Source organism: Lysinibacillus capsici (assembly GCF_003367505.1).
In the GTDB taxonomy this organism is placed as follows: domain Bacteria; phylum Bacillota; class Bacilli; order Bacillales_A; family Planococcaceae; genus Lysinibacillus; species Lysinibacillus capsici.
Genome location: NZ_PXXX01000018.1, coordinates 114936 through 137076, shown reverse-complemented (window position 1 = coordinate 137076; position 22141 = coordinate 114936). Strand labels below are relative to the sequence as shown.

Annotated in this window: 21 protein-coding genes and 1 riboswitch; of the genes, 17 read left to right on the top strand and 4 right to left on the bottom strand. The window is 37.8% G+C overall.

What is annotated here, in order from left to right:
* Window positions 1–9 precede the first annotated feature (9 nt).
* Window positions 10–579: a manganese catalase family protein gene (locus C7B89_RS16260; protein ID WP_004227065.1), complete on the top strand. Its 570-nt coding sequence runs from the start codon at window positions 10–12 to the stop codon at window positions 577–579.
* A 51-nt stretch (window positions 580–630) separates the two neighbouring features.
* On the opposite strand, the gene C7B89_RS16255 is transcribed toward C7B89_RS16260, so the two are convergent.
* Both C7B89_RS16255 and C7B89_RS16250 read right to left on the bottom strand, forming a co-directional pair.
* On the bottom strand, window positions 631–1287 hold the full coding sequence (locus C7B89_RS16255; RefSeq protein ID WP_004227067.1) for a potassium channel family protein: 657 nt from the start codon (window positions 1285–1287) through the stop codon (window positions 631–633).
* A 25-nt stretch (window positions 1288–1312) separates the two neighbouring features.
* On the bottom strand, window positions 1313–2650 hold the full coding sequence (locus tag C7B89_RS16250) for a TrkH family potassium uptake protein (protein WP_115674109.1): 1338 nt from the start codon (window positions 2648–2650) through the stop codon (window positions 1313–1315).
* Between the two features lie 116 nt (window positions 2651–2766).
* Window positions 2767–2908, bottom strand: a riboswitch (cyclic di-AMP (ydaO/yuaA leader).
* 252 nt (window positions 2909–3160) lie between these two features.
* Here C7B89_RS16250 and rpsU point away from each other — a divergent pair.
* From rpsU to recO, 13 genes are all read left to right on the top strand, one after another.
* The gene (gene rpsU, locus C7B89_RS16245) at window positions 3161–3334 is read left to right on the top strand and encodes a 30S ribosomal protein S21 (protein WP_004227078.1); all 174 of its coding nucleotides are present in this window, start codon (window positions 3161–3163) and stop codon (window positions 3332–3334) included.
* 312 nt (window positions 3335–3646) lie between these two features.
* Window positions 3647–4975, top strand: coding sequence for an NfeD family protein (locus C7B89_RS16240; protein ID WP_115674108.1), 1329 nt, complete (start codon window positions 3647–3649; stop codon window positions 4973–4975).
* A gap of 3 nt (window positions 4976–4978) precedes the next feature.
* Window positions 4979–5983, top strand: a complete 1005-nt coding sequence (floA, locus tag C7B89_RS16235) for a flotillin-like protein FloA (protein ID WP_054550097.1) — start codon at window positions 4979–4981, stop codon at window positions 5981–5983.
* Window positions 5984–6008: 25 nt separating this feature from the next.
* Window positions 6009–6485 carry a hypothetical protein gene (locus tag C7B89_RS16230; protein WP_115674107.1) on the top strand — a complete coding sequence of 159 codons (477 nt, stop codon included), beginning with the start codon at window positions 6009–6011 and terminating at the stop codon, window positions 6483–6485.
* Between the two features lie 54 nt (window positions 6486–6539).
* Window positions 6540–6800, top strand: a complete 261-nt coding sequence (locus tag C7B89_RS16225; RefSeq protein WP_048392190.1) for a hypothetical protein — start codon at window positions 6540–6542, stop codon at window positions 6798–6800.
* On the top strand, window positions 6790–7902 hold the full coding sequence (locus C7B89_RS16220) for a sporulation protein YqfD (protein ID WP_048392191.1): 1113 nt from the start codon (window positions 6790–6792) through the stop codon (window positions 7900–7902). The genes C7B89_RS16225 and C7B89_RS16220 overlap by 11 nt, the downstream gene beginning before the upstream one ends.
* A 2-nt stretch (window positions 7903–7904) precedes the next feature.
* On the top strand, window positions 7905–8861 hold the full coding sequence (locus C7B89_RS16215; RefSeq protein ID WP_016994096.1) for a PhoH family protein: 957 nt from the start codon (window positions 7905–7907) through the stop codon (window positions 8859–8861).
* Between the two features lie 476 nt (window positions 8862–9337).
* Window positions 9338–11458: an HD family phosphohydrolase gene (locus tag C7B89_RS16205; RefSeq protein WP_115674105.1), complete on the top strand. Its 2121-nt coding sequence runs from the start codon at window positions 9338–9340 to the stop codon at window positions 11456–11458.
* Window positions 11459–11466: 8 nt separating this feature from the next.
* Window positions 11467–11940, top strand: coding sequence for an rRNA maturation RNase YbeY (gene ybeY, locus C7B89_RS16200; RefSeq protein ID WP_054550100.1), 474 nt, complete (start codon window positions 11467–11469; stop codon window positions 11938–11940).
* Window positions 11941–12291, top strand: a complete 351-nt coding sequence (locus C7B89_RS16195) for a diacylglycerol kinase family protein (RefSeq protein ID WP_004227121.1) — start codon at window positions 11941–11943, stop codon at window positions 12289–12291.
* 59 nt (window positions 12292–12350) lie between these two features.
* The gene (locus tag C7B89_RS16190) at window positions 12351–12764 is read left to right on the top strand and encodes a cytidine deaminase (protein WP_115674104.1); all 414 of its coding nucleotides are present in this window, start codon (window positions 12351–12353) and stop codon (window positions 12762–12764) included.
* Window positions 12751–13668: a GTPase Era gene (gene era / locus C7B89_RS16185; RefSeq protein ID WP_004227129.1), complete on the top strand. Its 918-nt coding sequence runs from the start codon at window positions 12751–12753 to the stop codon at window positions 13666–13668. The genes C7B89_RS16190 and era overlap by 14 nt, the downstream gene beginning before the upstream one ends.
* Window positions 13669–13886: 218 nt before the next feature.
* Window positions 13887–14672 (top strand): DNA repair protein RecO, encoded by a 786-nt coding sequence (gene recO, locus C7B89_RS16180; RefSeq protein WP_048392194.1) that lies wholly within the window; start codon window positions 13887–13889, stop codon window positions 14670–14672.
* Between the two features lie 24 nt (window positions 14673–14696).
* Here the strand turns inward: recO and C7B89_RS16175 are convergent, their stop codons facing one another.
* A complete protein-coding gene (locus C7B89_RS16175) occupies window positions 14697–16097 on the bottom strand; it encodes an S-layer homology domain-containing protein (RefSeq protein ID WP_115674103.1) in 1401 nt (466 codons plus the stop codon).
* 838 nt (window positions 16098–16935) lie between these two features.
* Here C7B89_RS16175 and C7B89_RS16170 point away from each other — a divergent pair.
* Window positions 16936–18654 carry an HD-GYP domain-containing protein gene (locus tag C7B89_RS16170; protein ID WP_115674175.1) on the top strand — a complete coding sequence of 573 codons (1719 nt, stop codon included), beginning with the start codon at window positions 16936–16938 and terminating at the stop codon, window positions 18652–18654.
* A 44-nt stretch (window positions 18655–18698) separates the two neighbouring features.
* On the opposite strand, the gene C7B89_RS16165 is transcribed toward C7B89_RS16170, so the two are convergent.
* The gene (locus tag C7B89_RS16165; RefSeq protein ID WP_115674102.1) at window positions 18699–20084 is read right to left on the bottom strand and encodes a glycine--tRNA ligase; all 1386 of its coding nucleotides are present in this window, start codon (window positions 20082–20084) and stop codon (window positions 18699–18701) included.
* Between the two features lie 427 nt (window positions 20085–20511).
* Between C7B89_RS16165 and ccpN the strand changes: the two genes are divergently transcribed.
* Complete coding sequence (gene ccpN, locus C7B89_RS16160; protein WP_004227151.1) at window positions 20512–21144, top strand: transcriptional regulator CcpN; 633 nt, start codon at window positions 20512–20514, stop codon at window positions 21142–21144.
* Window positions 21145–21159: 15 nt separating this feature from the next.
* On the top strand, window positions 21160–21972 hold the full coding sequence (locus tag C7B89_RS16155) for a pyruvate, water dikinase regulatory protein (protein ID WP_004227157.1): 813 nt from the start codon (window positions 21160–21162) through the stop codon (window positions 21970–21972).
* The last annotated feature ends 169 nt before the right edge of the window (window positions 21973–22141 follow it).

Genomic DNA, 22141 nt, shown 5'->3' with positions numbered 1-22141 from the left:
GAAAAATCTTTGTGGTATTATGAAAAGAAACTCCAGTATCCGGTAAAAGTTAGTACATGTAACCCAATGCTTGCAAAGTTTTTAATTGAACAATATGGAGGAGCGGATGGGGAACTGGCAGCAGCTCTACGCTACATGAATCAGCGCTATACGATTCCTGACAAAGTAGTAGGGTTATTGACCGATATAGCAACAGAGGAATTTTCACATTTAGAAATGATTGCCACGATGATTTATAAGCTAACAAAAGATGCAACACCAGAAATGCTGAAAGAAGCTGGATTGGGTGATCATTATGTAAATCACGATCGGGCTCTATTTTATCAAAACGCCTCGGGGGTACCATTCACAGCAACCTATATTCAAGCAAAGGGTGACCCTATCGCGGATTTGTATGAGGATATAGCAGCAGAAGAAAAGGCACGTGCCACATATCAATGGATTATTGACTTATCAGATGATACGGATTTAAATGATAGCTTGAAGTTTTTACGTGAACGGGAAATTGTTCATTCCCAGCGCTTTAGAGAGGCTGTTGAAATTTTAAAAGATGATAGAGATCAAAAGAAAGTTTTCTAAGACAAAAATGGCAGGCTGTATCAAGGTGAACTTGACACAGCCTTTTTGCGGTTACTGAATATTTGAGAATAAGCTAAGATCTTTTCGATGACCAATCATTACTAATAAATCTTCCTTTTCAATAATTTGCTCAGGAGAAGGCGAGATAATAATTTCACCTTCGCGCACAATCGCAATTACACTGACGTTATATTTTGCGCGCAAGTCTAAATCCCGAAGGTTTTGTCCAGCCATTTTGGAAGGAATCATAATTTCTTCAATGCTGTATTCCTTTGATAATTCGATATAATTCAACATATTTGGGGATAGGAGTTGATTAGCTACACGTTCACCCATATCTCTTTCTGGGTAAATAATCCAATCAGCTCCTACTTTATCTAACACTTGCCCATGTCTTTTACCAAGTGCCTTTGCGATCACTTTTTTGATCCCTAGCTCTTTTAATAAAGAGACGGTTAAAATACTAGATTGCATATCATTACCGATCGCTACGATAACACAATCGAAGTTACCAATACCAATCGATTTTAAGGCTTTTTCTTCTGTTGTATCTGCAACCACAGCGTGAGTCACATAGGGTTCGGCATCCTCTACTCTTTCTTCATTTATATCAATTCCTAATATTTCCTGTCCAGCTTCATGCAATCTGCGAGCGACGCTTGTTCCGAATCTACCTAAGCCAATCACAGCGTATTGTTTAATGGTCATAGCGTTCTGTCTTCCTCTCATTTGGTTATCCAATCATAATATTTCCTTTTGGGTGGCGGAAACTCTCTTTTTTTCTTCGTTTTGCAATGGCAAAAGCAATGGTTAGTGGTCCTACTCTTCCTGCGAACATTGTAATAATCAGAAGAAGACGACCAGCAGGTGTTAGCTCTGGAGTTAGGCCCATCGAAAGACCAACAGTACCAAACGCAGAGGTAGCCTCAAATAAGTACATCATAAAGCTATGATGCTGTTCCGTGATACTGAGAATAATCGTCACGACTACAACAATTAATCCTCCACACATTGTAACCGTCAAAGCCTTTAAGATAGTTTCAGTAACAATTCTACGTTTAAAGAGAACGACATCTTCTTTTCCTCGAATTTGTGACCACATAGTAGCTACTAAAACAGCAAAGGTTGTGATTTTAATACCTCCAGCAGTCGACCCAGAGCCTGCCCCAATAAACATGAAAAGAATCATTAAAAATAATGTAGAATGCGTTAAGTCCCCAATAGCCAGTGTATTGGAGCCAGCAGTTCGTGGTGTAACCGCTTGGTAAAGGGAACCTAATACTTTACCCCATTCGGATAATGGTCCAAGTGTTTTTTGGTTGCCATACTCAAACAAAAATATCAAAATGGTTCCGCTAACAGTGAGCAAAAGTGTCGTTACTAAGACTATTTTTGAATGGACAGAAAGCCTTTTAGTTACACGATATTCATACAATTCATTCATCACAATAAAGCCTAATCCACCGATTGTAATAAGAGCACAGATGGTGAAAACAACAAAGGGGTCATCAACATAGGCAGTCATTCCGTTAAAGCCACCCATTAAATCGAAGCCCGCGTTGTTGAAGTTGGATATGGCATGAAAAAATCCAAAATAAAGGGCCTTTCCAATAGGCATATCAAAAGAAAAACGAATCGATAGAATTAGACCACCGATTATTTCAATACATGCTGTAAAGAGTAATATTCTTTTCACTAATCGAACAAGACCAGCAATGGAGATATTATTAAATGCTTCTTTAAGCAGCAGTCTTTCTTTTAATGAAATTTTCTTTCCAAGCAGTAAAAATAATAATGTGGCAAATGTCATAAATCCTAAACCGCCAATTTGGATTAAGAATAAAAGGACCACTTCGCCAAAAATAGAGAAGGTATCACCTGTATCAACTACAATTAAACCTGTGACACAAGTAGCTGATGTAGCAGTGAATAAAGCATCTAAAAAGGGCAAACCCTTCCCATCCTCAGTAGAAAATGGCATTGTTAAAAGAAACGTACCTATGGCAATGATAAGGGCAAAGCCCAATACAAGAATTTTGGGAGGATTTAATGCTCTTTTAAAATTGTTCATTTAATTTTTCCTCAATTCTGAATAGTAAACAACTGTTTGTTAGATGGCATAAAAAAAAGACCTACGATTAGAGCATGAAAAGGGTAGAAAGCATGCTAATAATGGTGGTCAATAACGACCTCCTTCGCTTTAGCCGACGAAGTTAGCTGACGGGTAGGATGGCGAAAGAGCTTTCTCATCCCTTCTGCTAAAGCAGAATTAACCCCAAAAGATTGGTTCCTCCGTTCTCAAATAGTTGAGATTTGGCCGATATGAAATTGAATGTGATTATTCTACGCCCTTATTCTATTTTTTGTAAACCCCTTAATTGTTAGGAAAATGTAATTATTTTTATTGTGGGCGAATTGTGTATGAATAATTCGAGCAAAAATAAAACCAAAAATTCACTTGATAATTTCGCATACTTTCTATTGACCATTATTAGACAATACGATATAATTTTTTAGTACACAACAGAAGGTGATTTGCCTAATTGTGTATTGACGTGTGTTCGGAGGGAGGGAAAGAGAGATGTCAAAAACTGTCGTTCGCAAAAACGAATCGCTTGAAGATGCTCTTCGCCGCTTCAAACGTACTGTATCAAAAAGTGGTACAATTCAAGAAGTTAGAAAGCGCGAGTTCTACGAAAAACCTAGCGTAAAACGTAAAAAGAAATCAGAAGCTGCACGTAAACGTAAGTGGTAATTTAATTTCCCATTAAAAATCCCTACGTTCATAACACGCAATTGTATGATTCACTGAGCAGACAAAGTTATACCTGAAATTAATCACATTTTTGATTAATTTCAGGTATTTTACATTGCTCAACTTTACGTACATATGAAAAAGCCGAATGAAATCACTTTGATTCATTCGGCTTTTTTGCACATACTAAGTGTTAGTAATTGGCATTAGATCGAATGATAAATAATTAATAAATTTTTTAAGATTTGTGAAACTTTTCGCATGATTGACCGTATATACAGAGGAGAGGCATGTTAGAAGGGAGGGAAAAAGATGCTAAAACGGAGAATCCTCAGCTATTTACTAGTGATATGGATGACTTTTTTGTTAGCGTTTCCATTAACTTCGGCTTTTGCCAGTAATAAGGTTTATCATGTTCCGATTCATAATGAAGTAGAGCGAGGACTTCATGCATTTTTAGAACGAGCTTTTAAAGAGGCTGAAGAAAACAATGCAGAGGCGATTATCTTAGAAATACATACGCCTGGCGGTTTTGTGAATGCAGCAAGCGATATCGCCATGCTTATGGATGCAACGCAAATAAAAACGATCGCTTATATTAATAAGGATGCGCACTCAGCAGGAGCGTTTTTAGCCTTACATGCGGATGAGATCTACATGGTTCCAAATGGAACAATCGGTGCAGCGGCAGTTATCGATTCAGCAGGTAATGCAGCCGACCTAAAGGCCAATAGCGCTTGGCTTGCACAAATGAAAGCAGCAGCTGAAACGTCAGGGCGCGACCCTAAGTATGCATTAGCAATGGCAGATACCAACTATGAACTACCAGAATACCGTGCTGGCGGAAAGAATTTGTTAACCCTATCAGCCTCAGAGGCAGCAAAGGTTAAATATTCTGAAGGGACGGTTAAAGATTTTCAGGAGCTTTTAGAAGTAACCAACTTGAATGGTAGTGATGTTGTTCCCATTGAACCAACCTTTTCTGAAAAGTTAGCTCGTTTTATTACAAATCCCATCATTGTACCTATTCTATTGTCTATCGCTAGCTTAGGACTTGTGATGGAGCTTTATTCGCCAGGATTTGGTGTTCCAGGTATAATGGGCTTATCAGCACTTGGTTTATTTTTCTTTGGACATATGGTGGCCGGCTTTGCGGGATATGAAACATTATTGTTATTTATTGTTGGCTTAGCCCTTTTAATTGCAGAGTTTTTTGTCCCCGGTGGAATTGTTGGTATTTTAGGTGGTGTCTTAATAGTACTAAGTCTGATACTGGCAGGTGCAAATATGATGCAAATGATAGTAGCAATTCTCATTGCGCTTGTGATAGCGATGATAGGAATGGTGATTCTGATGAAATTTTTCGGAAAAAAACTGCATGTCTTAAACAGGCTTGTGTTAATGGATGCAACCACGACAGAAGAAGGGTATGTATCCAATGTGAATCGCACAGAACTGTTAGGAAAAATTGGGAAAACGCTTACACCACTTCGTCCATCTGGAACAATGGTACTTGGTAGTGAACGCATTGATATTGTATCAGAAGGTGGCTATATCGATGCCAATCAACATGTAGAAATTATTAAAGTTGAAGGCTCACGCATTGTTGTGAGACAAACAGATAAAGAGATGGAGGAATAGAAAATGGGTTTTGATTTAGCTTTGATTGGTCCTATTGCTGGACTAGTTATTTTATTCATTGTGCTTGCGGTATTCTTTACCTTTGTACCCGTTGCATTGTGGATTTCTGCATTAGCAGCAGGTGTACGTGTGAGCATTTTTACATTAATTGGGATGCGATTGCGTCGTGTAATCCCTTCTCGAATTGTTAATCCGTTGATTAAAGCACATAAAGCAGGTTTACCTGTAACGATTAATCAGTTAGAGAGTCACTATTTAGCAGGTGGTAATGTTGACCGTGTAGTGAATGCCTTAATTGCGGCTCACCGTGCCAATATTGAGCTGTCATTTGAACGTTGTGCAGCAATCGATTTAGCTGGGCGTGATGTATTAGAAGCTGTTCAAATGTCTGTTAATCCAAAAGTTATTGAAACACCTTTCATTTCAGGTGTAGCAATGAACGGGATTGAAGTAAAAGCAAAGGCTCGTATTACCGTGCGTGCCAACATCGAGCGTTTAGTCGGTGGTGCTGGTGAAGAAACAGTTATTGCCCGTGTAGGGGAAGGGATCGTTTCTACAATTGGTTCGGCTACTAGTCATACAGAAGTATTAGAAAATCCAGATATGATTTCACAAACGGTTTTATCTAAAGGTTTGGATTCAGGAACAGCCTTTGAAATCTTATCCATTGATATTGCGGATGTAGATATCGGTAAAAACATCGGGGCTGAATTACAAATTGAACAAGCACAAGCTGATAAAAACATTGCGCAAGCAAAAGCTGAGGAACGTCGTGCAATGGCTGTAGCAAACGAGCAAGAAATGATTGCACGTGTTCAAGAGATGAAGGCAAAAGTAGTAGAAGCAGAAGCGGAAGTACCACAAGCGATGGCTGAAGCCTTACGTTCTGGTAATCTTGGCATTATGGATTATATGAACTATCGCAATATCCAAGCAGATACAGCGATGCGCGATTCGATTTCAAAAGTGAGCACAGATAAACCTGAAAAAAATGAACCCAATGCTTAATAACGGAAAGGAGCGAAACTAACATATGGAACAGTTAATAATCTTCGCCATAATAGCCATAGTCAGCTCTATTTTCGGAAAATCAAAAAATAAAAAGCCTGAGAAGCAGATGCCTCCTTTTAATAAAGACACCGTGGTGGAGCCTCCAGTTACGGAGAAAGCACCACATCGTACTGGGAAAGCACAGAGTTTTGAAGATTTTGCACGAGAATTTATAGGAGATTGGATTCCAGAAAATGAGAAAGTCGAGGAGCCTAAAAAATTTGTTGAAGAACAAGTGAAAAGGGAAATACCAAGCTATGTTGCTCCAGCTGTCATTCCAGCAGATATCCCTAGCCGTTCTTCTAATCGAGAAGGTCGAGGACGATTAGCTGCTGGAAAAAAAGAAGTGCAATCAGTTGGCACAAATTCGACTTTACAACTACCTCAATCTAAAAATGATCTTATGCAAGCAATCGTGATGGCTGAAATATTAGGGCCACCGAAATCAAAAAGAAAATAACTAGCATGTCCTCCTTTTTCGATGCATATATTGCCGAAGAAGGAGGCATTTTTTATGAAAAAATTATTTCAATTAACGCCACTACTTGAGTTGTTAGAATACGAATCATTAAAAATTATTGGACCCTACCGTTTTATTCATGCAGATGCGACGACCTGTTCGTTTGTCTATGCAGATTATCATATTACTGTCAATGCGGATTCAGTGACAATCAATGCGCTCAAAGAAGAAATGCTACATCTCACTGTTGACAATCTACAGGAGCTTCATATGAAAATGACAAAGAATATGGGTGTGAGCAAAAATGTGGAATAATCGGCCAATTATTATACGTATAAAGCGTCATGAAAATGTTCATCCTTTTATTCAAGCATTGCACGCTCAACATGTCCCATTAAAGCGTGTTGTCTTTCGTGAGCAGGAAGTTTCCTTTGAAACAACGATGCATTATCTACCAAAAATTCGCCGTGTACGAAGACGTTTTCGCTTAAAAATGGCTGTATTTTATGCAGATGAGCTTCAAGTTTTTCGAGCGCAAATTTGGACTTTATTGGGCTTAGCCTTTATGATTGCTATTCCAATTCTTTGTGCACAAGTCATATGGCGAGTGGACATAGAAGCTGCAACACCAGAACTAGAGCAGCGTTTAGGTAAGACCTTTCATGAAACCTTTCAATTAGAAACCCCTTTATCTCAAAAAAAGTTACCTTCCAATACGGTTATACGACAAAAGCTGTTAGAGCAACACCGAGAGCTATCATGGGTTCATATTGATAAACATGGCGGACGAGTAATTTTGAGACCACAAGAATCACCTAAACAAACAGAGCAAACAACTGATAAATTAGCCTCCCATATAGTAGCAACGAAAAGTGGTGTCATTACACACTTTAATATACAGCATGGCGAGCGAAAAATTTCAGTAAATGATACAGCCTACGAGGGTGACGTCCTCGTAAGTGGTGTATTAGAAAGTGGCACAGATCAAGTTTTTGTAGGGGCGAAGGGAGAGGTTTATGCAGACTATTGGCTTGAATGTTCATTTAAAATTCCAACAAAAATTACCGTGGAAACCTTGCAGCAAAAGCAATGGCGAGTGTTGATAAAGGGTATACATGAGGAAAAGGTGGATTATGTACAAAGAAAGGATTTACCGAATTGGCTATCTCCCTATGTTTCAATTGTAGAGGAGCAACAGACGAAAACGATGCAAGTAGAGTTGGATGAATCGAAAATTGAGTCATTGCTGATTCCTTTATTGCATGAAAAAGTATTACGCTCGTTACCTGCAAAAACAATCATCAAGAAAGAAAACCTTTTACAGGCAAAGTGGGGGAATGGTACAGTTGAAGGGAAAGTTCTATTTTTAGTCAATGAAAACATTGCAAGTCCAATACAAGGCCTACAAGGAGAATGATTATGTCAGAACAGTTAACTGTATTACAGGTGGATAATCCAAATGAAGCGGTTATGCTACTAGGTATTTCCGATGCAAATATGAAATTAGTTGAAGAAGCGCTTAATGTTCATATCATTACGCGTGGTGAACAAATTCAACTTGCGGGTGAAGAAAATGCTAAGGAACAGGCAACATTTCTTCTGCATGCTTTATTGAAGGTCATTCGCAAAGGAATTAATATTGATCAACGTGATGTCACAACAGCTATTGAAATGACACAAAAAGGAACAATCGAGTATTTTGCAGAACTATATGATGAAGAAATAGCACGCACAACGAAAGGTAAGTCAATTCGTGCAAAAACAATTGGTCAACGAGAATACATACAAGCAATCCGTCATAAAGACGTTGTTTTCGGTATTGGTCCAGCCGGTACTGGGAAAACGTATTTAGCGGTAGTCATGGCAACACAGGCACTTAAAAACGGCCATGTTAAGAGAATTATTTTAACTCGCCCTGCTGTTGAAGCTGGAGAGTCTCTAGGCTTTCTTCCAGGAGATTTAAAGGAAAAGGTTGATCCATATCTTCGACCTCTCTATGACGCTTTAAACGACATCTACGGCTCAGAACAAACACAGCGGCTAATTGAACGAGGAACGATTGAAATCGCCCCTTTAGCCTATATGCGTGGCCGTACATTAGATGATGCCTTTGTTATTTTAGATGAAGCACAAAATACAACACATCAACAAATGAAAATGTTCCTAACTCGTCTAGGCTTCGGCTCTAAAATGGTCATCACAGGTGATAAAACGCAAATCGACTTACCCAAAAATACAGAATCTGGCTTGATTGTAGCAGAACGTACATTAAAATATGTTAAATCTATTCATTTCCAAGTACTAGAACAAGGCGATGTCGTACGTCACCCAATCGTAGCCAAAATCATTCAAGCCTACGAAGAACAGCAACTTTAGAATTGCGTAGCAATTCTAAAGTCTGCCCCGAAAGCGAAGCGACAGGGGCAACGAGGTTTAAAGTCTGCCCCGAAAGCGAAGCGACAGGGGCAACGAGGTTTAAAGTCTGCCCCGAAAGCGAAGCGACAGGGGCAACGAGGTTTAAAGTCTGCCCCGAAAGCGAAGCGACAGGGGCAACAGGTTTTAAAGTCTGCCCCGAAAGCGAAGCAACAGGGGCAACAGGTTTTAAAGTCTGCCCCGAAAGCGAAGCAACAGGGGCAACAGGTTTTAAAGTCTGCCCCGAAAGCGAAGCGACAGGGGTAACGAGGTTTAAAACATCCGTATAGTTAAAACCTAAACCACGAATTTAATCAAAATATGGAAAAAAATGTGACAGCTATGCGAAGATGCATAGCTGTTTTTTGCTTTCTTATACATTTTTCGAGAAAAATGTATGTTGAATTGGTATGATAGTAGGTAGATAGAGGAGGTGCCAGATGGAGAAACAACTTCGAAAATTTACAGAGCTTATCGGTTTTCGCTACTTTCTTATCATCATTCTCATTTTAACAGGTGGCCTACAATTTGGGTTCATGTATGGCAATGTTAAAGGAGTTACATATGATTTCAAACCATTACAGCTTGCGCCTGAAACCGTACGATCTACTAAAACGATTGAAGACACTTATAAAACACAGCTAGAGCGAGAAAAAGCTGCCAATGCAGTGGATTCAGTCTATCAATTTTCGGAGGATGTCGCCAAGCAAAGAGCAGCGATTGTAACATCATTATTTGATTATGTTTTGGAAGTGAAAAAAGATGTTGCAAATAGTAAGGAACCTATTCCTATTGCAGACCAGGTTACACAGCTTCGAAAAAAATTTGAATCCATTGACGAAGACCAGATGCCGTTAATTTTTACAGATTCTCAGCTGGAAGGTCTATTAGTACAAAGTGAAGATGATTTAACTAGAACAAGTACGCAATTATCTAAATTTGTAGAGGAATATTTACAAAAATCCATCAGACCAGAGAATGTCTTTGTTGCACAAAATGATTTTGAGACAAAGATTCGTGGGCAACGAGGATATCCTGATAAAATATTCAATACAGTCGTGTTAATAGGACGTACAAGCATTATTGAAAACGAAACAATTAACGAAGAACAAACAAAGATTCGAAAACAGCAGGCCAAAGAAAGTGTAGAGCCGACACGAATTTTACAAGGTCAGATTATTGTTCAAGAAGGCCAAATTATTGACAATGAGGCTTTTAGACAATTAGAGCTGTTAGGGATGGTTAGTAATAAAGCCTCCTTGAAGCCGATAGCAGGGCTTATTATTTTAACGCTACTACAAATGATGTTTATGTATATTTTATTTGAGCGTTGGGAAACTAACGAACGAAAAAAACGTAATGCACTGTTAGTGACAGTGATTGTTTATAGCTTGTCTATTTTGCTAATGAAATTTATTAGCTTAGTTTCTAGTGGCTTTGATGTGACGATTGCCTTTTTATTCCCGACAGCACTAGCGACGATGCTTGTTCGATTGCTAGCAGATGAGCGAGCAGCCGTATTAATTACAGTTATGACAGCTGCTTCAGCAGGAGTAATTTTTCAAGAAGGCTATTCTTCAGTTATGCAAATGGAAATTACGCTGTATATCATTTTCGGAGGGTTTGCAAGCCTATTCTTTTTGCGTAGTGTGGAAAAACGATCACATATTTTACATGCGGTTGGTGTGATTTCCCTTGTAAACATGGCATTTATCGCGTTTTATTTATTAATGACACAATCATCCTATGGCTTACCAGAATTAGCATTTTACTTAATAGCGGCGATGTTATCAGCCTTGCTTTCAGGGGCATTAACGATGGGACTTTTACCATTCTTTGAATCGGCGTTTAGTTTGCTTTCATCTTTGCGTTTAATTGAGCTATCCAACCCCAACCATCCATTATTAAAAAAATTATTAATGGAAACTCCAGGGACATATCATCATAGTGTGATGGTAGCGAACTTAGCGGAAGCTGCGTGTGAAGAGATTGGTGCTGACGGTTTATTAGCACGTGTAGGTTGTTATTATCATGATATTGGTAAAACCAAACGACCTTCCTTTTTCATCGAAAATCAGATGTCGGGCATCAATCCGCATGATTCGTTACCACCTGAAACAAGTGCAGAGATTATTATCGCTCATACGACAGATGGTGCCAATATGTTAAAACGTTATAAAATGCCTCAAGAAATTATTGATATCGCTTTACAACATCATGGTACAAGTTTGTTAAAATTCTTCTTGTTTAAAGCAAAGGAAGAAGGAAAAAATATTGATGAGGCAAAGTTCCGATATCCAGGGCCCAAACCCCAAACAAAAGAAGCAGCTGTTATAAGTGTTGCGGATAGTGTCGAGGCAGCAGTACGTTCTATGAAAGAGCCAAATGCAGAGAAAATTCAGAAGCTAGTACGAGCGATTATCGATGATCGCGTCCAAGATAATCAGTTTGATGAATGCGATATTTCAATAAAAGAGTTAAAATGTATAGAGAGAGTACTTTGTGAAACGTTGAATGGGATATTCCATTCACGTATTGAATATCCAAAGGCAGATAAGTAGGAGGATCTATGATTTTAACAATTGATTTTACGGATGAAACAAATGAAGTGGGAGCACAGCATATCGAACTTGTTGAAAAGCTATTACAGCATGCTGCAAGTGTAGAAAATATTGAGCCAGAAACAGAGGTTTCGGTGACGTTTGTAACGAACAAGGCAATTCAAGATATTAATCGTGAATATCGTGGCAAAGATCAGCCAACAGATGTCATTTCCTTTGCACTAGAGGAGCTAGGGGAAGGGGAAATGGAAGTTACGTTTGAAGGTATGCCACGTGTATTAGGTGATATCATTATTTCGACTGATCGTGCAAAAGAGCAAGCAGAGGAATATAATCATTCCTTTGAGCGAGAATTAGGCTTTTTAGCTGTACATGGTTTTTTACATTTACTTGGTTATGACCATATGGAGCCAGAAGAAGAGAAAGTGATGTTTGCAAAGCAAGATGAGATTCTCCAAACTTATGGCTTAGGTAGAGATTAGATGAATTTTCGAAAATACTTGCGATCTTTTGGCTATGCTTTTGAAGGCATCATAACTGCAAGTAAAGAACAAAATTTGAAATCACATATAGTAAGTGCAATCATTGTTATACTGGCTAGTTATTTGACAGGTTTATCTCGTATGGAATGGTATATTGTGCTACTATTAATAGCACTAATGTTTGCGCTGGAAATGATGAATACAGCTATCGAACGGGTAGTCGATTTAGCTTCCCCAGAGATACATCCGCTTGCTAAGCAAGCAAAAGATATTGCAGCAGGTGCAGTGCTTGTATTTGCGCTATTCAGTGCTATAATCGGATTACTCATCTTTCTGCCAAAATGGTTTTAATGGAAATGAGTGTCTTCTAATTGAAAATAAACCATAAATGTGAGGGAGAATTAGTATAGATGACAGTGGATATGCATGCATTATTAGAAGAATCAAAAAAGGCACGTGAAAAAGCCTATGTTCCTTATTCAAAATTTAAAGTAGGGGCAGCTCTACTAACTAAAGATGGAGAGGTTATTCACGGTTGTAATATTGAAAATGCAGGCTATAGTATGACAAATTGTGCTGAACGTACAGCGTTTTTTAAGGCAGTATCGGAGGGGATTTACGAATTCGAGGCCATTGCCATTGTAGCTGATACAGACGGACCATGCGCCCCATGTGGAGCATGTCGCCAGGTCATGATGGAGTTTTGTGCTCCAACTATGCCTGTTTATTTAACGAATTTAAAAGGTGATGTGACGGTAACGTCAGTGGGCGAATTACTACCGTTTGCATTTACGACGGAGGATTTAGAGAATGCAGGAAACTAAAAATGGCTATAAATCAGGCTTTATCTCCATCATTGGTCGTCCAAATGTTGGCAAATCGACATTTTTAAATCGTGTCATTGGCCAAAAAATTGCGATCATGAGTGATAAGCCACAAACAACACGAAATAAAGTGCAAGGCGTACTAACAACAGATGATAGCCAAATGATTTTTATTGATACACCAGGTATTCACAAGCCAAAACATAAACTAGGCGATTTCATGCTGAAGGTTTCTAAAAACACATTGCGTGAAGTAGACGTTATTATGTTTATGGTTAATGCTGAGCAAAAACTCGGTAAAGGTGATGAATTTATTCTAGAAATGCTAGCAGGAAACCCAACACCTGTCTTTTTGGTCATCAATAAAATTGATGCCATTCATCCAGATGAACTAATGGGAATTATTGAGAGCTATAAAGAGCGCTATGACTTTGCGGAGATTGTACCGATTTCTGCGCTACAAGGCAATAATGTTGAAAATTTATTAGTGACATTGGCGAAGTATTTACCAGAAGGACCTCAGTATTACCCAGCCGATCAAGTGACAGATCATCCTGAACGATTTATTATATCTGAACTTATTCGTGAAAAAGTCCTACATTTAACGCGTGAAGAAATTCCCCATTCTATCGCGGTGGTAATTGATAAAATTCGTCGTGATGAAGAAAATGAGGATAAAATTCATGTAGCGGCTACAATTATTGTGGAGCGTGATTCTCAAAAAGGGATAGTTATTGGAAAACGTGGAGCCTTGCTAAAAGAAGTAGGGACACGTGCGCGAAAGGATATCGAAATGCTTCTAGGGTCTAAAGTTTATTTAGAGCTATGGGTAAAGGTGCAAAAGGATTGGCGTAATAAAGCTACACATTTACGCGATTTTGGATTCCGTGACGATGAATATTAAGTTTTTTCTGGCTTAGCCAATGAATTGTAACGTTCGCGAACATGGCCCGTTGAATCAGGAATAGACGCCAAATTTTGACGTGACGGTTTTAGGTTAACTTCTTCTTGTAGGCACAAAAGGATCTAGAAGTATTTGATCATTTTTATTTTTGAGCTGTCCAAAATTATTTTGGGCAGCTCTCTTTGCATGGATAGTTCTTTTAAGAAAGGAGGGGGATTATGCTTCATAAATGGGAGGGGATTGTATTAAAGGTTCGCGCTTATGGGGAATCTAATAAGATTGTTATTTTGCTAACTCGGGAAGCTGGTAAAGTGGCTACGATGGCTAGAGGGGCAAAAAAACCTTCTAGTAGATTGGCTTCCATCACGCAACCCTTTACCTACGGGATGTTTATGGTACAACATCATACAGGCATGGGAACTTTGCAACAGGGAGAACATTTAAATTCAATGCGCCATATTCGTGAGGATATTATGGCTACTGCTTATGCTAGCTATATTATGGAATTAGTGGAGCGAGTTGTGGAAGAAGGAAAGCCAGAGCCATTTGCGTTCGATGTTTTACTACATGCACTACAAGCAATTGAGGATGGCTATGATCCTGAAGCTATTACGCTATTTGTTGAATGGAAAATGTTGCCCTATACAGGTGTACAACCTATTTTACATGCCTGTGCTGCGTGTGGCGCAGTAGATGGGGAATTCGCTTTTTCCTTTGCTCAAGGAGGATTCTTATGCCATCGCTGTTATCAGCATGACCCCTATATCATTCGCTTAACGCCAACACAGCTGAAACTTATCAGGATGTTCTACACTGTTCCTATCGACCAAATTGGAAAAATAGAACTAAAAAAAGAAACAAAATATTTCATTAAAAAAATTATAACAACCATCTATGAAGAACAAACCGGTATTCGGTTTAAGACGAGAAAATTTATAGAGCAACTAGAACGTACCCCTGAACTGCAAATACGCTCGAAAGACAAAATGCCAGATGAATCATAATGTTCATCTGGCATTTCACGTTATTTAAAATTCATCCTCAACCTCTGTCACTAAAAAGGCCCAGTGTCCAGCAATTTTTTTACTTTCAATATAAAGGTATGCTGTTTCATTGTTTTTACCTGTTAAATGGAGAATCGCTAGACCTTCAGCTTTTGGCGTAATATGTAGTTGCCCGTCAAGAATTGTCGCTTTTACAGGCACTGGCTCAAAACCAAAGCTTTCGAGTGCTACATGTGTTGGTTCGAAAGGTAATTCTTGCGCTGTCAGTATTAATTCATCTGTCAAATGATATAAATCAATGCTGCGAACAAAATCATAGGAATACACATCTGCGGCCATCTTTTGTTGTTGCGTCCCATCTGAAAATCTAACAATGTATTGTCCATTTTGCGAGATGGACAGTGTTTGATCTTGTTGATTAAAGTTATAGAAATTTGAAGCGAGTGGCTGTCCATTCGCGTTTTGAACCGTCACCTCTGTTGGTATGAATGGTAATTTGCTCTCAGACAAATCGAGTGGTAAATTTTCGATATAATCATCTTCTTTTACTTCTTCAAGTGTTACCTTCAGCTTACCATTTACATTTTTGACATGTACTAAATAAAAAATGTCAATAAAGTCCTCTGAATCATCAGTCAATCCAGTAATCACTAATTTACCCGTACCTTCTTTTATAGGGGTAATCGTGATAGACTCTGTCATATCTTCCTCTTCATTCCATGTGAAAATATCCTCTGCTGGCTCAAGACCACCATAAGAAGCAAAAATATAGTCCTGTTTAAATTGACTTGCATAGACGGTTGCATTGCCTAGCAACTTTTCAGCTCGTACAACAAAAGCAGCCAGCTGAGAGCGCTTTACATTGCTTTTTGGGCCGAAAGTCGTTGCAGATGTTCCTTTGGTAATCCCATTTGCAAACAATGCTCTAATATGAGGCTCAAATTCATTCCCCTTTTTAACGTCTGTAAATGGTAATTGCGTGTTACTCGTACTTATTAATCCAAAGCCTTTCGCAATCATTTTAGACATTTGCTCGCGAGTTATATTTTGAGTAGGGTAGAAATAACCATTTGCACCATTAATAATGCCAGCATTTGCTAATGCTGCAATGGCTCCGTAGTTTTCATCGCCAGGTTTGATGTCTTTGAACTGGGGATTTTTTACGTGAACTGTATCTAACTTTAAAATACCTGCTAAAATCTTCGCAGCCTGTGTACGTGTAATAGGATTAGCGGGTTTAAATGTCCCATCCATATAGCCTGAAATAATGCCACGCTCTGCTAATTGAATAATAGCCTTACCTTCTTCATTGGTTGGGTTAATATCAGGAAAAAATGATACTGCATGTGCGGGTGGTGCGATAATAATCGCACTTGTTGCTAAAGCAGAAGCCATAGCTAGTTGAAATAAACGTTGAGACTGCAATTAAATTCCTCCAAAAAGTACAATAGAAAATTTTATAGTATATATATTTCTGGTCAGACCTTCCTATGTATCAGTTCAAACTTCCGGACGAATGAATGTTAAAAGGTGATGTGTCTTTAGCCTGTCAATTATTCATTATTTAACAGCTAATACTAACTATAATAACTTATTTATACCAAAAAGATGGAACAACGCATAGAGGGAATTTCATCCATATCATGACTGTTCGGTAATCGATTATACCTTATGTAAAAAGGGGGAGCTAAAACTAATTAACTTGCATAGCGCAGAACTCGCTTCATTTTATCTTTTAAATAAAAAGAAATACCTTTGATTGTATAGGAGGATGCAACTAGATTACCTTTCTTTTTAATGAATAAATTTCAATTTTTACAAAATAAAATTTTTGCGTAAATTTAATTTTATTTGTTATTTTTCTGTCTTTAAATGAATAATATGAAGTCTTATTTATCTATATTTTTATTTATCTATATATTTATAAGTATTTTAATAGGTAAAAAGATTTGTATTTTTGTTTAGTTTTCATTATATAAGTGGTAGAAACTGTTCATTCGAGACCCATATACTAGTTGAAAAGGCATTTTAACCTATGATATTGTAAATGGTATAGATAATGGTAATTATATTTTTTAAATATAATTAAGTCGTTTAATCTCCATCGAAACTGATGTACGCTAGATCACTTTAGACATGCCTATGAAATATAAAAGCCTCTATCAGCAAAACGTATTGTTATACGTTTATCAGAATAGCGCAGTCCTATGGAAGAAGGAGGGAGTCACATAGTGCTTAGTACATTGCGTATGTGGCAAAATATATGCTACGAAAAGTAACCTTAAGTATTCATGAAGTTGAAGCAAATGATATATTAGCAGAAGATATTTTTTCAGAGTATCGTTTATTGGCTAAAAAGGATTTAGTTTTAACGGAGCGAATTATTGCCTTACTTAAACTTCGTAAAGTAGATGAATTATCTGTCTATTTGCCATCTGATTCAGTTCGAGTTGTCCATGATTTAAGTGCTCAACGAACAAGAGAATATGAAGATCTATTTGCCCCATTAATTGAAAAAAGAGATCCTGTGGATGATTATAAAGAGACAGTTAGTCAGCTTTTTATGACAACGTTGGAGAATGTCGTGCACGAATTACGCTATGGACAAATTCTTAAAAGCATACAGGATACGGCTTATGTAAGAGGTGTTTTTGAAAAGATTTTGGAAAAAAAACATCGCTATGAGCTACTTATGCGTTTAAAGGAATGGGACGAGTATTCATTTGTCCATTCATTTGATGTGTTTGTATTAGGTACAATTTTTGCTAGATACCTAGGTTTAACAGATATTGAAACATTAGCTAGGGGCTACCTGTTCCATGATATCGGGAAGGTTTTTATACCCCAAGAAATATTAAATCTGAAACGTAAACTCTCTGAAGATGAGTTCGATATTGTAAAGACGCACACAACAAAAGGCTACGAGCTACTCATGGAACATAACGAGGAAGACATTGCCTATTTGGCAAGAGATCATCATGAACGTTTTGCAGGAAAGGGCTATCCAAATCAACTTTGTGCGGATGATATGAGTGAGGGTGTACAATTATTACAAATTGTTGATGTATATTCAGCGATGACATCCAAGAGAGTCTATCATGTTGGCTATGGTGCTACAGATGCTTTAGCTGTCTTATACAGAGATCGACATTTATATAATGAGAGCTTTATGCATAAATTTGTAGAATGTTTAGGGATTTACCCAGTAAACTCTGTTGTTATGTTATCCGATAATCGCAGTGCACAAGTAGAACTTGTTTATGATTTATTTCCAACATTACCAAAAGTAAGATTGTTAGATGAGCAAAAATCAATGAATCTTCCTTTGAACTATAGTGTGAGAATTACGAAAATGATCGACTATCGAGCAAATAGCTTTGAAGAGATTTTCAACTTATTTGTAGAGCAATTAATCCGCTGTGACGAAAATAATCTGAGAATTCATTTTAATAAATTAATTGACCATTTACATCCTAAAGAAATTGTCTTAAAAATTTTTCTGCCAGCCTTTCGTATTTTACGTTTACTAACAAGGGAAATCCAAACGGATATGACAAAGTATCGCAATTCTATTGGTATTTTAAAAACGCTACTAGAGGAGCAATTAAACGTTTTATATATGGATTATCAACATGAGCAAACGACCATATTAGTTGTGGAGACATCGTTGCGTGAAAATTTCTTCATTAAGCTTGTTCAAAGTATTTTGTATATTGATAAAATTGTGCCATTCTTTATAAACCCAGGTGATGATCAACGTATTACACAATTGATGGAACATTGTGATGTTAATGTCGCTTACTTTATTGAAGATGAACTAACTTTTGACAAACGGGTTCGTCCAATGCGAGAAGGTACATTCCTTTATTACTCACTAGCGGATATTGAGGAGCTATTAGTGAGCTTAATAGGTTTGAGCATGAAAAAGTTTTCATTCGAGGAAAAAATGCAAGAGCGCTTATTTTCAACATTTAAAGCATAAGAAAGAGGGAGTTGCCTGCTGGCTACCCCCTCTTTTTTAAGTGATTAGAATTGTAGGTGTTTTTCAATATATGCTTTTACTTCAGCAATAGGCATACGAACTTGTGTCATAGAGTCACGATGACGTACTGTTACTTGGCCATCCTCTTTTGAATCAAAATCATATGTGATACAGAATGGTGTACCAATTTCATCTTGACGACGGTAACGTTTACCAATTGATTGTGATTCATCAAAATCAACAGGGAAGGCTTTACGCAGTTCAGCCCAAACATCTGTAGCTTCATCAGATAATTTTTTAGAAAGTGGTAGCACAGCAGCTTTAAATGGAGCCAGAGCAGGGTGGAAACGTAAAACCGTACGTTTATCATCACCTTCTAGTTCCTCTTCATCATAGGCATCACACAGGAAAGCTAATGTTACACGATCAGCGCCTAATGATGGTTCAATACAATAAGGAACATAACGTTCATTTGATACAGGATCAATGTAAGTGAAATCTTCACCAGAGTGCTCCATATGTTGTGTTAAGTCGTAATCTGTACGATCTGCTACACCCCAAAGCTCTCCCCAGCCAAATGGGAATTTGAATTCGATATCTGTTGTAGCGTTAGAGTAGTGAGATAGCTCATCATCCTCATGGTCACGAAGGCGCATCGAATCTTCTTTCATGCCTAGGTTTAGTAACCAATTTTTACAGAATTCTTTCCAATATGAATGCCATTCAAGGTCTTCACCAGGTTTACAGAAGAATTCAAGCTCCATTTGTTCGAATTCACGTGTACGGAATGTGAAGTTACCCGGTGTAATTTCGTTACGGAAAGATTTACCGATTTGTGCGATACCAAATGGTGTACGTTTACGCATAGAACGTTGAACGTTTTTAAAGTTCACGAAAATACCTTGTGCCGTTTCTGGGCGTAAATAAATTTCATTTGTAGAGGATTCCGTTACACCTTGGAATGTTTTAAACATGAGGTTGAATTGGCGAATATCTGTGAAATCAGCCTTTCCGCAATCAGGGCATACTACGTCATATTTAATCATTGTTTCTTTCATTTGGTCGAATGTCATACCATCAACAATGATTTCATCGCCTTTCGCTAATGCAGCGTCTTCGATAATTTTATCTGCACGGTGGCGGGCCTTACATGATTTACAGTCGATCATTGGGTCATTGAAGTTTCCTACGTGACCAGAAGCAACCCAAGCTTTTGGATTCATCAAAATAGCAGCATCAATACCTACATTGTATTCAGATTCCTGAACAAACTTTTGCCACCATGCTTTTTTAATATTATTTTTTAATTCGACACCTAGTGGACCATAATCCCATGTGTTTGCTAAACCTCCGTAGATTTCAGAACCAGGGAAGACAAAGCCTCGATGCTTCGCTAAAGATACGATGGTTTCCATTGATTTGTTAGCCATAAAATAGCCTCCTTTAAATTTTTAATACGTTGTTTTAGCGGTAAAAACGCCATAGTTTTTTCATTCAGTTGCAACTAAATGAAAATAGCACCCGTCTCCGGGCACATTGTATGCCCAGGGACGAGTGCTAATACCCGCGGTTCCACCCTGATTGTTTTAAACGAGTAGTTTAAAACCTCTTTTCAAAAAGTTAGCTCAGGGAGTGCCTTTTCTCTGTTGCTGTGTAGACTTTCACCATCTTCTACTCGCTATAGAATGGAACAGATACTTTTTTCCCATCATCGCCTGTATAACGCAATTTGCTCGAAAATACTGATAGAGCAAGCGTATGTGTCAATATTGTAGCATGTAGTTCTTTAATTCGCAATAATTATTAAAATAGTATATAATAATTGAGCATAAGTATAACACTATTAGATTTGAGGCGGTGAGTCCAATCGAACTCAATAAACGTCAGGAAGACATATTACAAATTGTGAAAGAAAATGGCCCTATTACGGGGGAACATATTGCCGAACGTCTCAATCTGACAAGAGCAACTCTAAGACCGGATTTAGCAATCCTAACAATGGCAGGATTTCTGGATGCAAGACCAAGGGTTGGTTATTTTTATTCAGGTAAGAAGGCATCTGTTACATTAATAGATAGTATTCACAATTTAAAAGTGAAGGATTTTCATTCAGGGCCAGTAGTTGTCCCTGAAACAATGACGGTTTATGATGCAATTTGCTTTATGTTTTCAGAAGATGTTGGTACACTCTTTGTCGTAGATAAGAATGAGTTTTTGACAGGCGTACTATCTCGCAAAGATTTACTGCGTACAAGTATTGGCACGCAGGATTTAAATAAAATTCCAGTACATATTATTATGACGCGTATGCCAAATATTTCGTACTGTGAAAGATCAGATTCTTTAATTGTTGCAGCGAACAAACTTATTGAACGTGAGGTTGATTCACTACCAGTAGTTGAACCGCAAGAGGGTGGTTTAACGATTGTTGGTCGTCTTACAAAAACAACGATTACACGGGCTTTCTTATCTCTTGCACAAAATGTCTAAATGAAGGAGAGCTGCATGAAAAGACTACGCGTATTTGTTGTATCTGATTCTGTCGGTGAAACTGGTGATCAAGTTGCAAAAGCGGTTATTAGCCAGTTCCGACCGGGTCTTGAAAATACTGTGATTCGTCGATTTCCACATATTCAATCAGAGGAGCTTATCCGTAAAATTGTTTTTCTTGCTTCGCAACAGCGAGCGTTTATTGTTTATACACTTGTTCGCCAAGAAATGCGTAAATTATTACATGATTTATGTGAACAAGAAAAAATTCAGGCTGTGGATATCTTAGGGCCAGCCTTACAATCAATGGCAGCTTTTATGGAAGAAAATCCATTAGAAACGCCTGGTATTGTTCATCTGCTGGATGATGATTATTTCAAAAAAATTGAAGCGATTGAATTTGCGGTAAAATATGATGATGGTAGAGATCCAAGAGGATTATTACAGGCTGATATTGTACTAGTTGGTGTATCACGAACTTCTAAAACACCACTATCACAATATTTAGCCCATAAAAAATATAAAGTGGCGAATGTACCTTTAGTGCCAGAGGTAGAACCACCAGAAGAGCTATTACAGATAGACCCTAAAAAATGCTTTGGATTGATTATTTCCCCTGAGAAGTTAAACTCAATTCGGAAAGAAAGATTAATGTCTCTCGGCTTGAATGATGATGCTATCTATGCACAGCATGAAAGAATTCTTGATGAGATTCAGCATTTTGAAAAAATTGTCGGTAGAATAGGTTGTCAAGTTATCGATGTGACAAATAAAGCTGTTGAAGAGACAGCAAATACGATTATCGAACATATTTTGACCTGTAAATAAGGATAGAATTTTAAACCACCTCGGTTAGCAGAGGCGGTTTTTTTGAGTGGATTTTGAAAATGGTATAGATAAAAACTAATTTTTGTTTTATAATAATAAAATTGTGGTAAAAATATTTATAAGAGAAAAATCCTAATTTTTTGTCGAGAAATAAAGGAATTTTAAAACG

Coding starts and splice junctions, on each gene's coding strand:
- C7B89_RS16165 (WP_115674102.1), bottom strand. CDS start 20,084: ATGGCTAACAAATCAATGGAAACCATCGTATCTTTAGCGAAGCATCGA.
- C7B89_RS16215 (WP_016994096.1), top strand. CDS start 7,905: ATGTCAGAACAGTTAACTGTATTACAGGTGGATAATCCAAATGAAGCG.
- C7B89_RS16240 (WP_115674108.1), top strand. CDS start 3,647: ATGCTAAAACGGAGAATCCTCAGCTATTTACTAGTGATATGGATGACT.
- C7B89_RS16220 (WP_048392191.1), top strand. CDS start 6,790: ATGTGGAATAATCGGCCAATTATTATACGTATAAAGCGTCATGAAAAT.
- rpsU (WP_004227078.1), top strand. CDS start 3,161: ATGTCAAAAACTGTCGTTCGCAAAAACGAATCGCTTGAAGATGCTCTT.
- C7B89_RS16190 (WP_115674104.1), top strand. CDS start 12,351: ATGACAGTGGATATGCATGCATTATTAGAAGAATCAAAAAAGGCACGT.
- C7B89_RS16250 (WP_115674109.1), bottom strand. CDS start 2,650: ATGAACAATTTTAAAAGAGCATTAAATCCTCCCAAAATTCTTGTATTG.
- C7B89_RS16230 (WP_115674107.1), top strand. CDS start 6,009: ATGGAACAGTTAATAATCTTCGCCATAATAGCCATAGTCAGCTCTATT.
- floA (WP_054550097.1), top strand. CDS start 4,979: ATGGGTTTTGATTTAGCTTTGATTGGTCCTATTGCTGGACTAGTTATT.
- ybeY (WP_054550100.1), top strand. CDS start 11,467: ATGATTTTAACAATTGATTTTACGGATGAAACAAATGAAGTGGGAGCA.
- C7B89_RS16170 (WP_115674175.1), top strand. CDS start 16,936: ATGCTACGAAAAGTAACCTTAAGTATTCATGAAGTTGAAGCAAATGAT.
- recO (WP_048392194.1), top strand. CDS start 13,887: ATGCTTCATAAATGGGAGGGGATTGTATTAAAGGTTCGCGCTTATGGG.
- C7B89_RS16205 (WP_115674105.1), top strand. CDS start 9,338: ATGGAGAAACAACTTCGAAAATTTACAGAGCTTATCGGTTTTCGCTAC.
- C7B89_RS16255 (WP_004227067.1), bottom strand. CDS start 1,287: ATGACCATTAAACAATACGCTGTGATTGGCTTAGGTAGATTCGGAACA.
- C7B89_RS16155 (WP_004227157.1), top strand. CDS start 21,160: ATGAAAAGACTACGCGTATTTGTTGTATCTGATTCTGTCGGTGAAACT.
- era (WP_004227129.1), top strand. CDS start 12,751: ATGCAGGAAACTAAAAATGGCTATAAATCAGGCTTTATCTCCATCATT.
- C7B89_RS16195 (WP_004227121.1), top strand. CDS start 11,941: ATGAATTTTCGAAAATACTTGCGATCTTTTGGCTATGCTTTTGAAGGC.
- C7B89_RS16225 (WP_048392190.1), top strand. CDS start 6,540: ATGAAAAAATTATTTCAATTAACGCCACTACTTGAGTTGTTAGAATAC.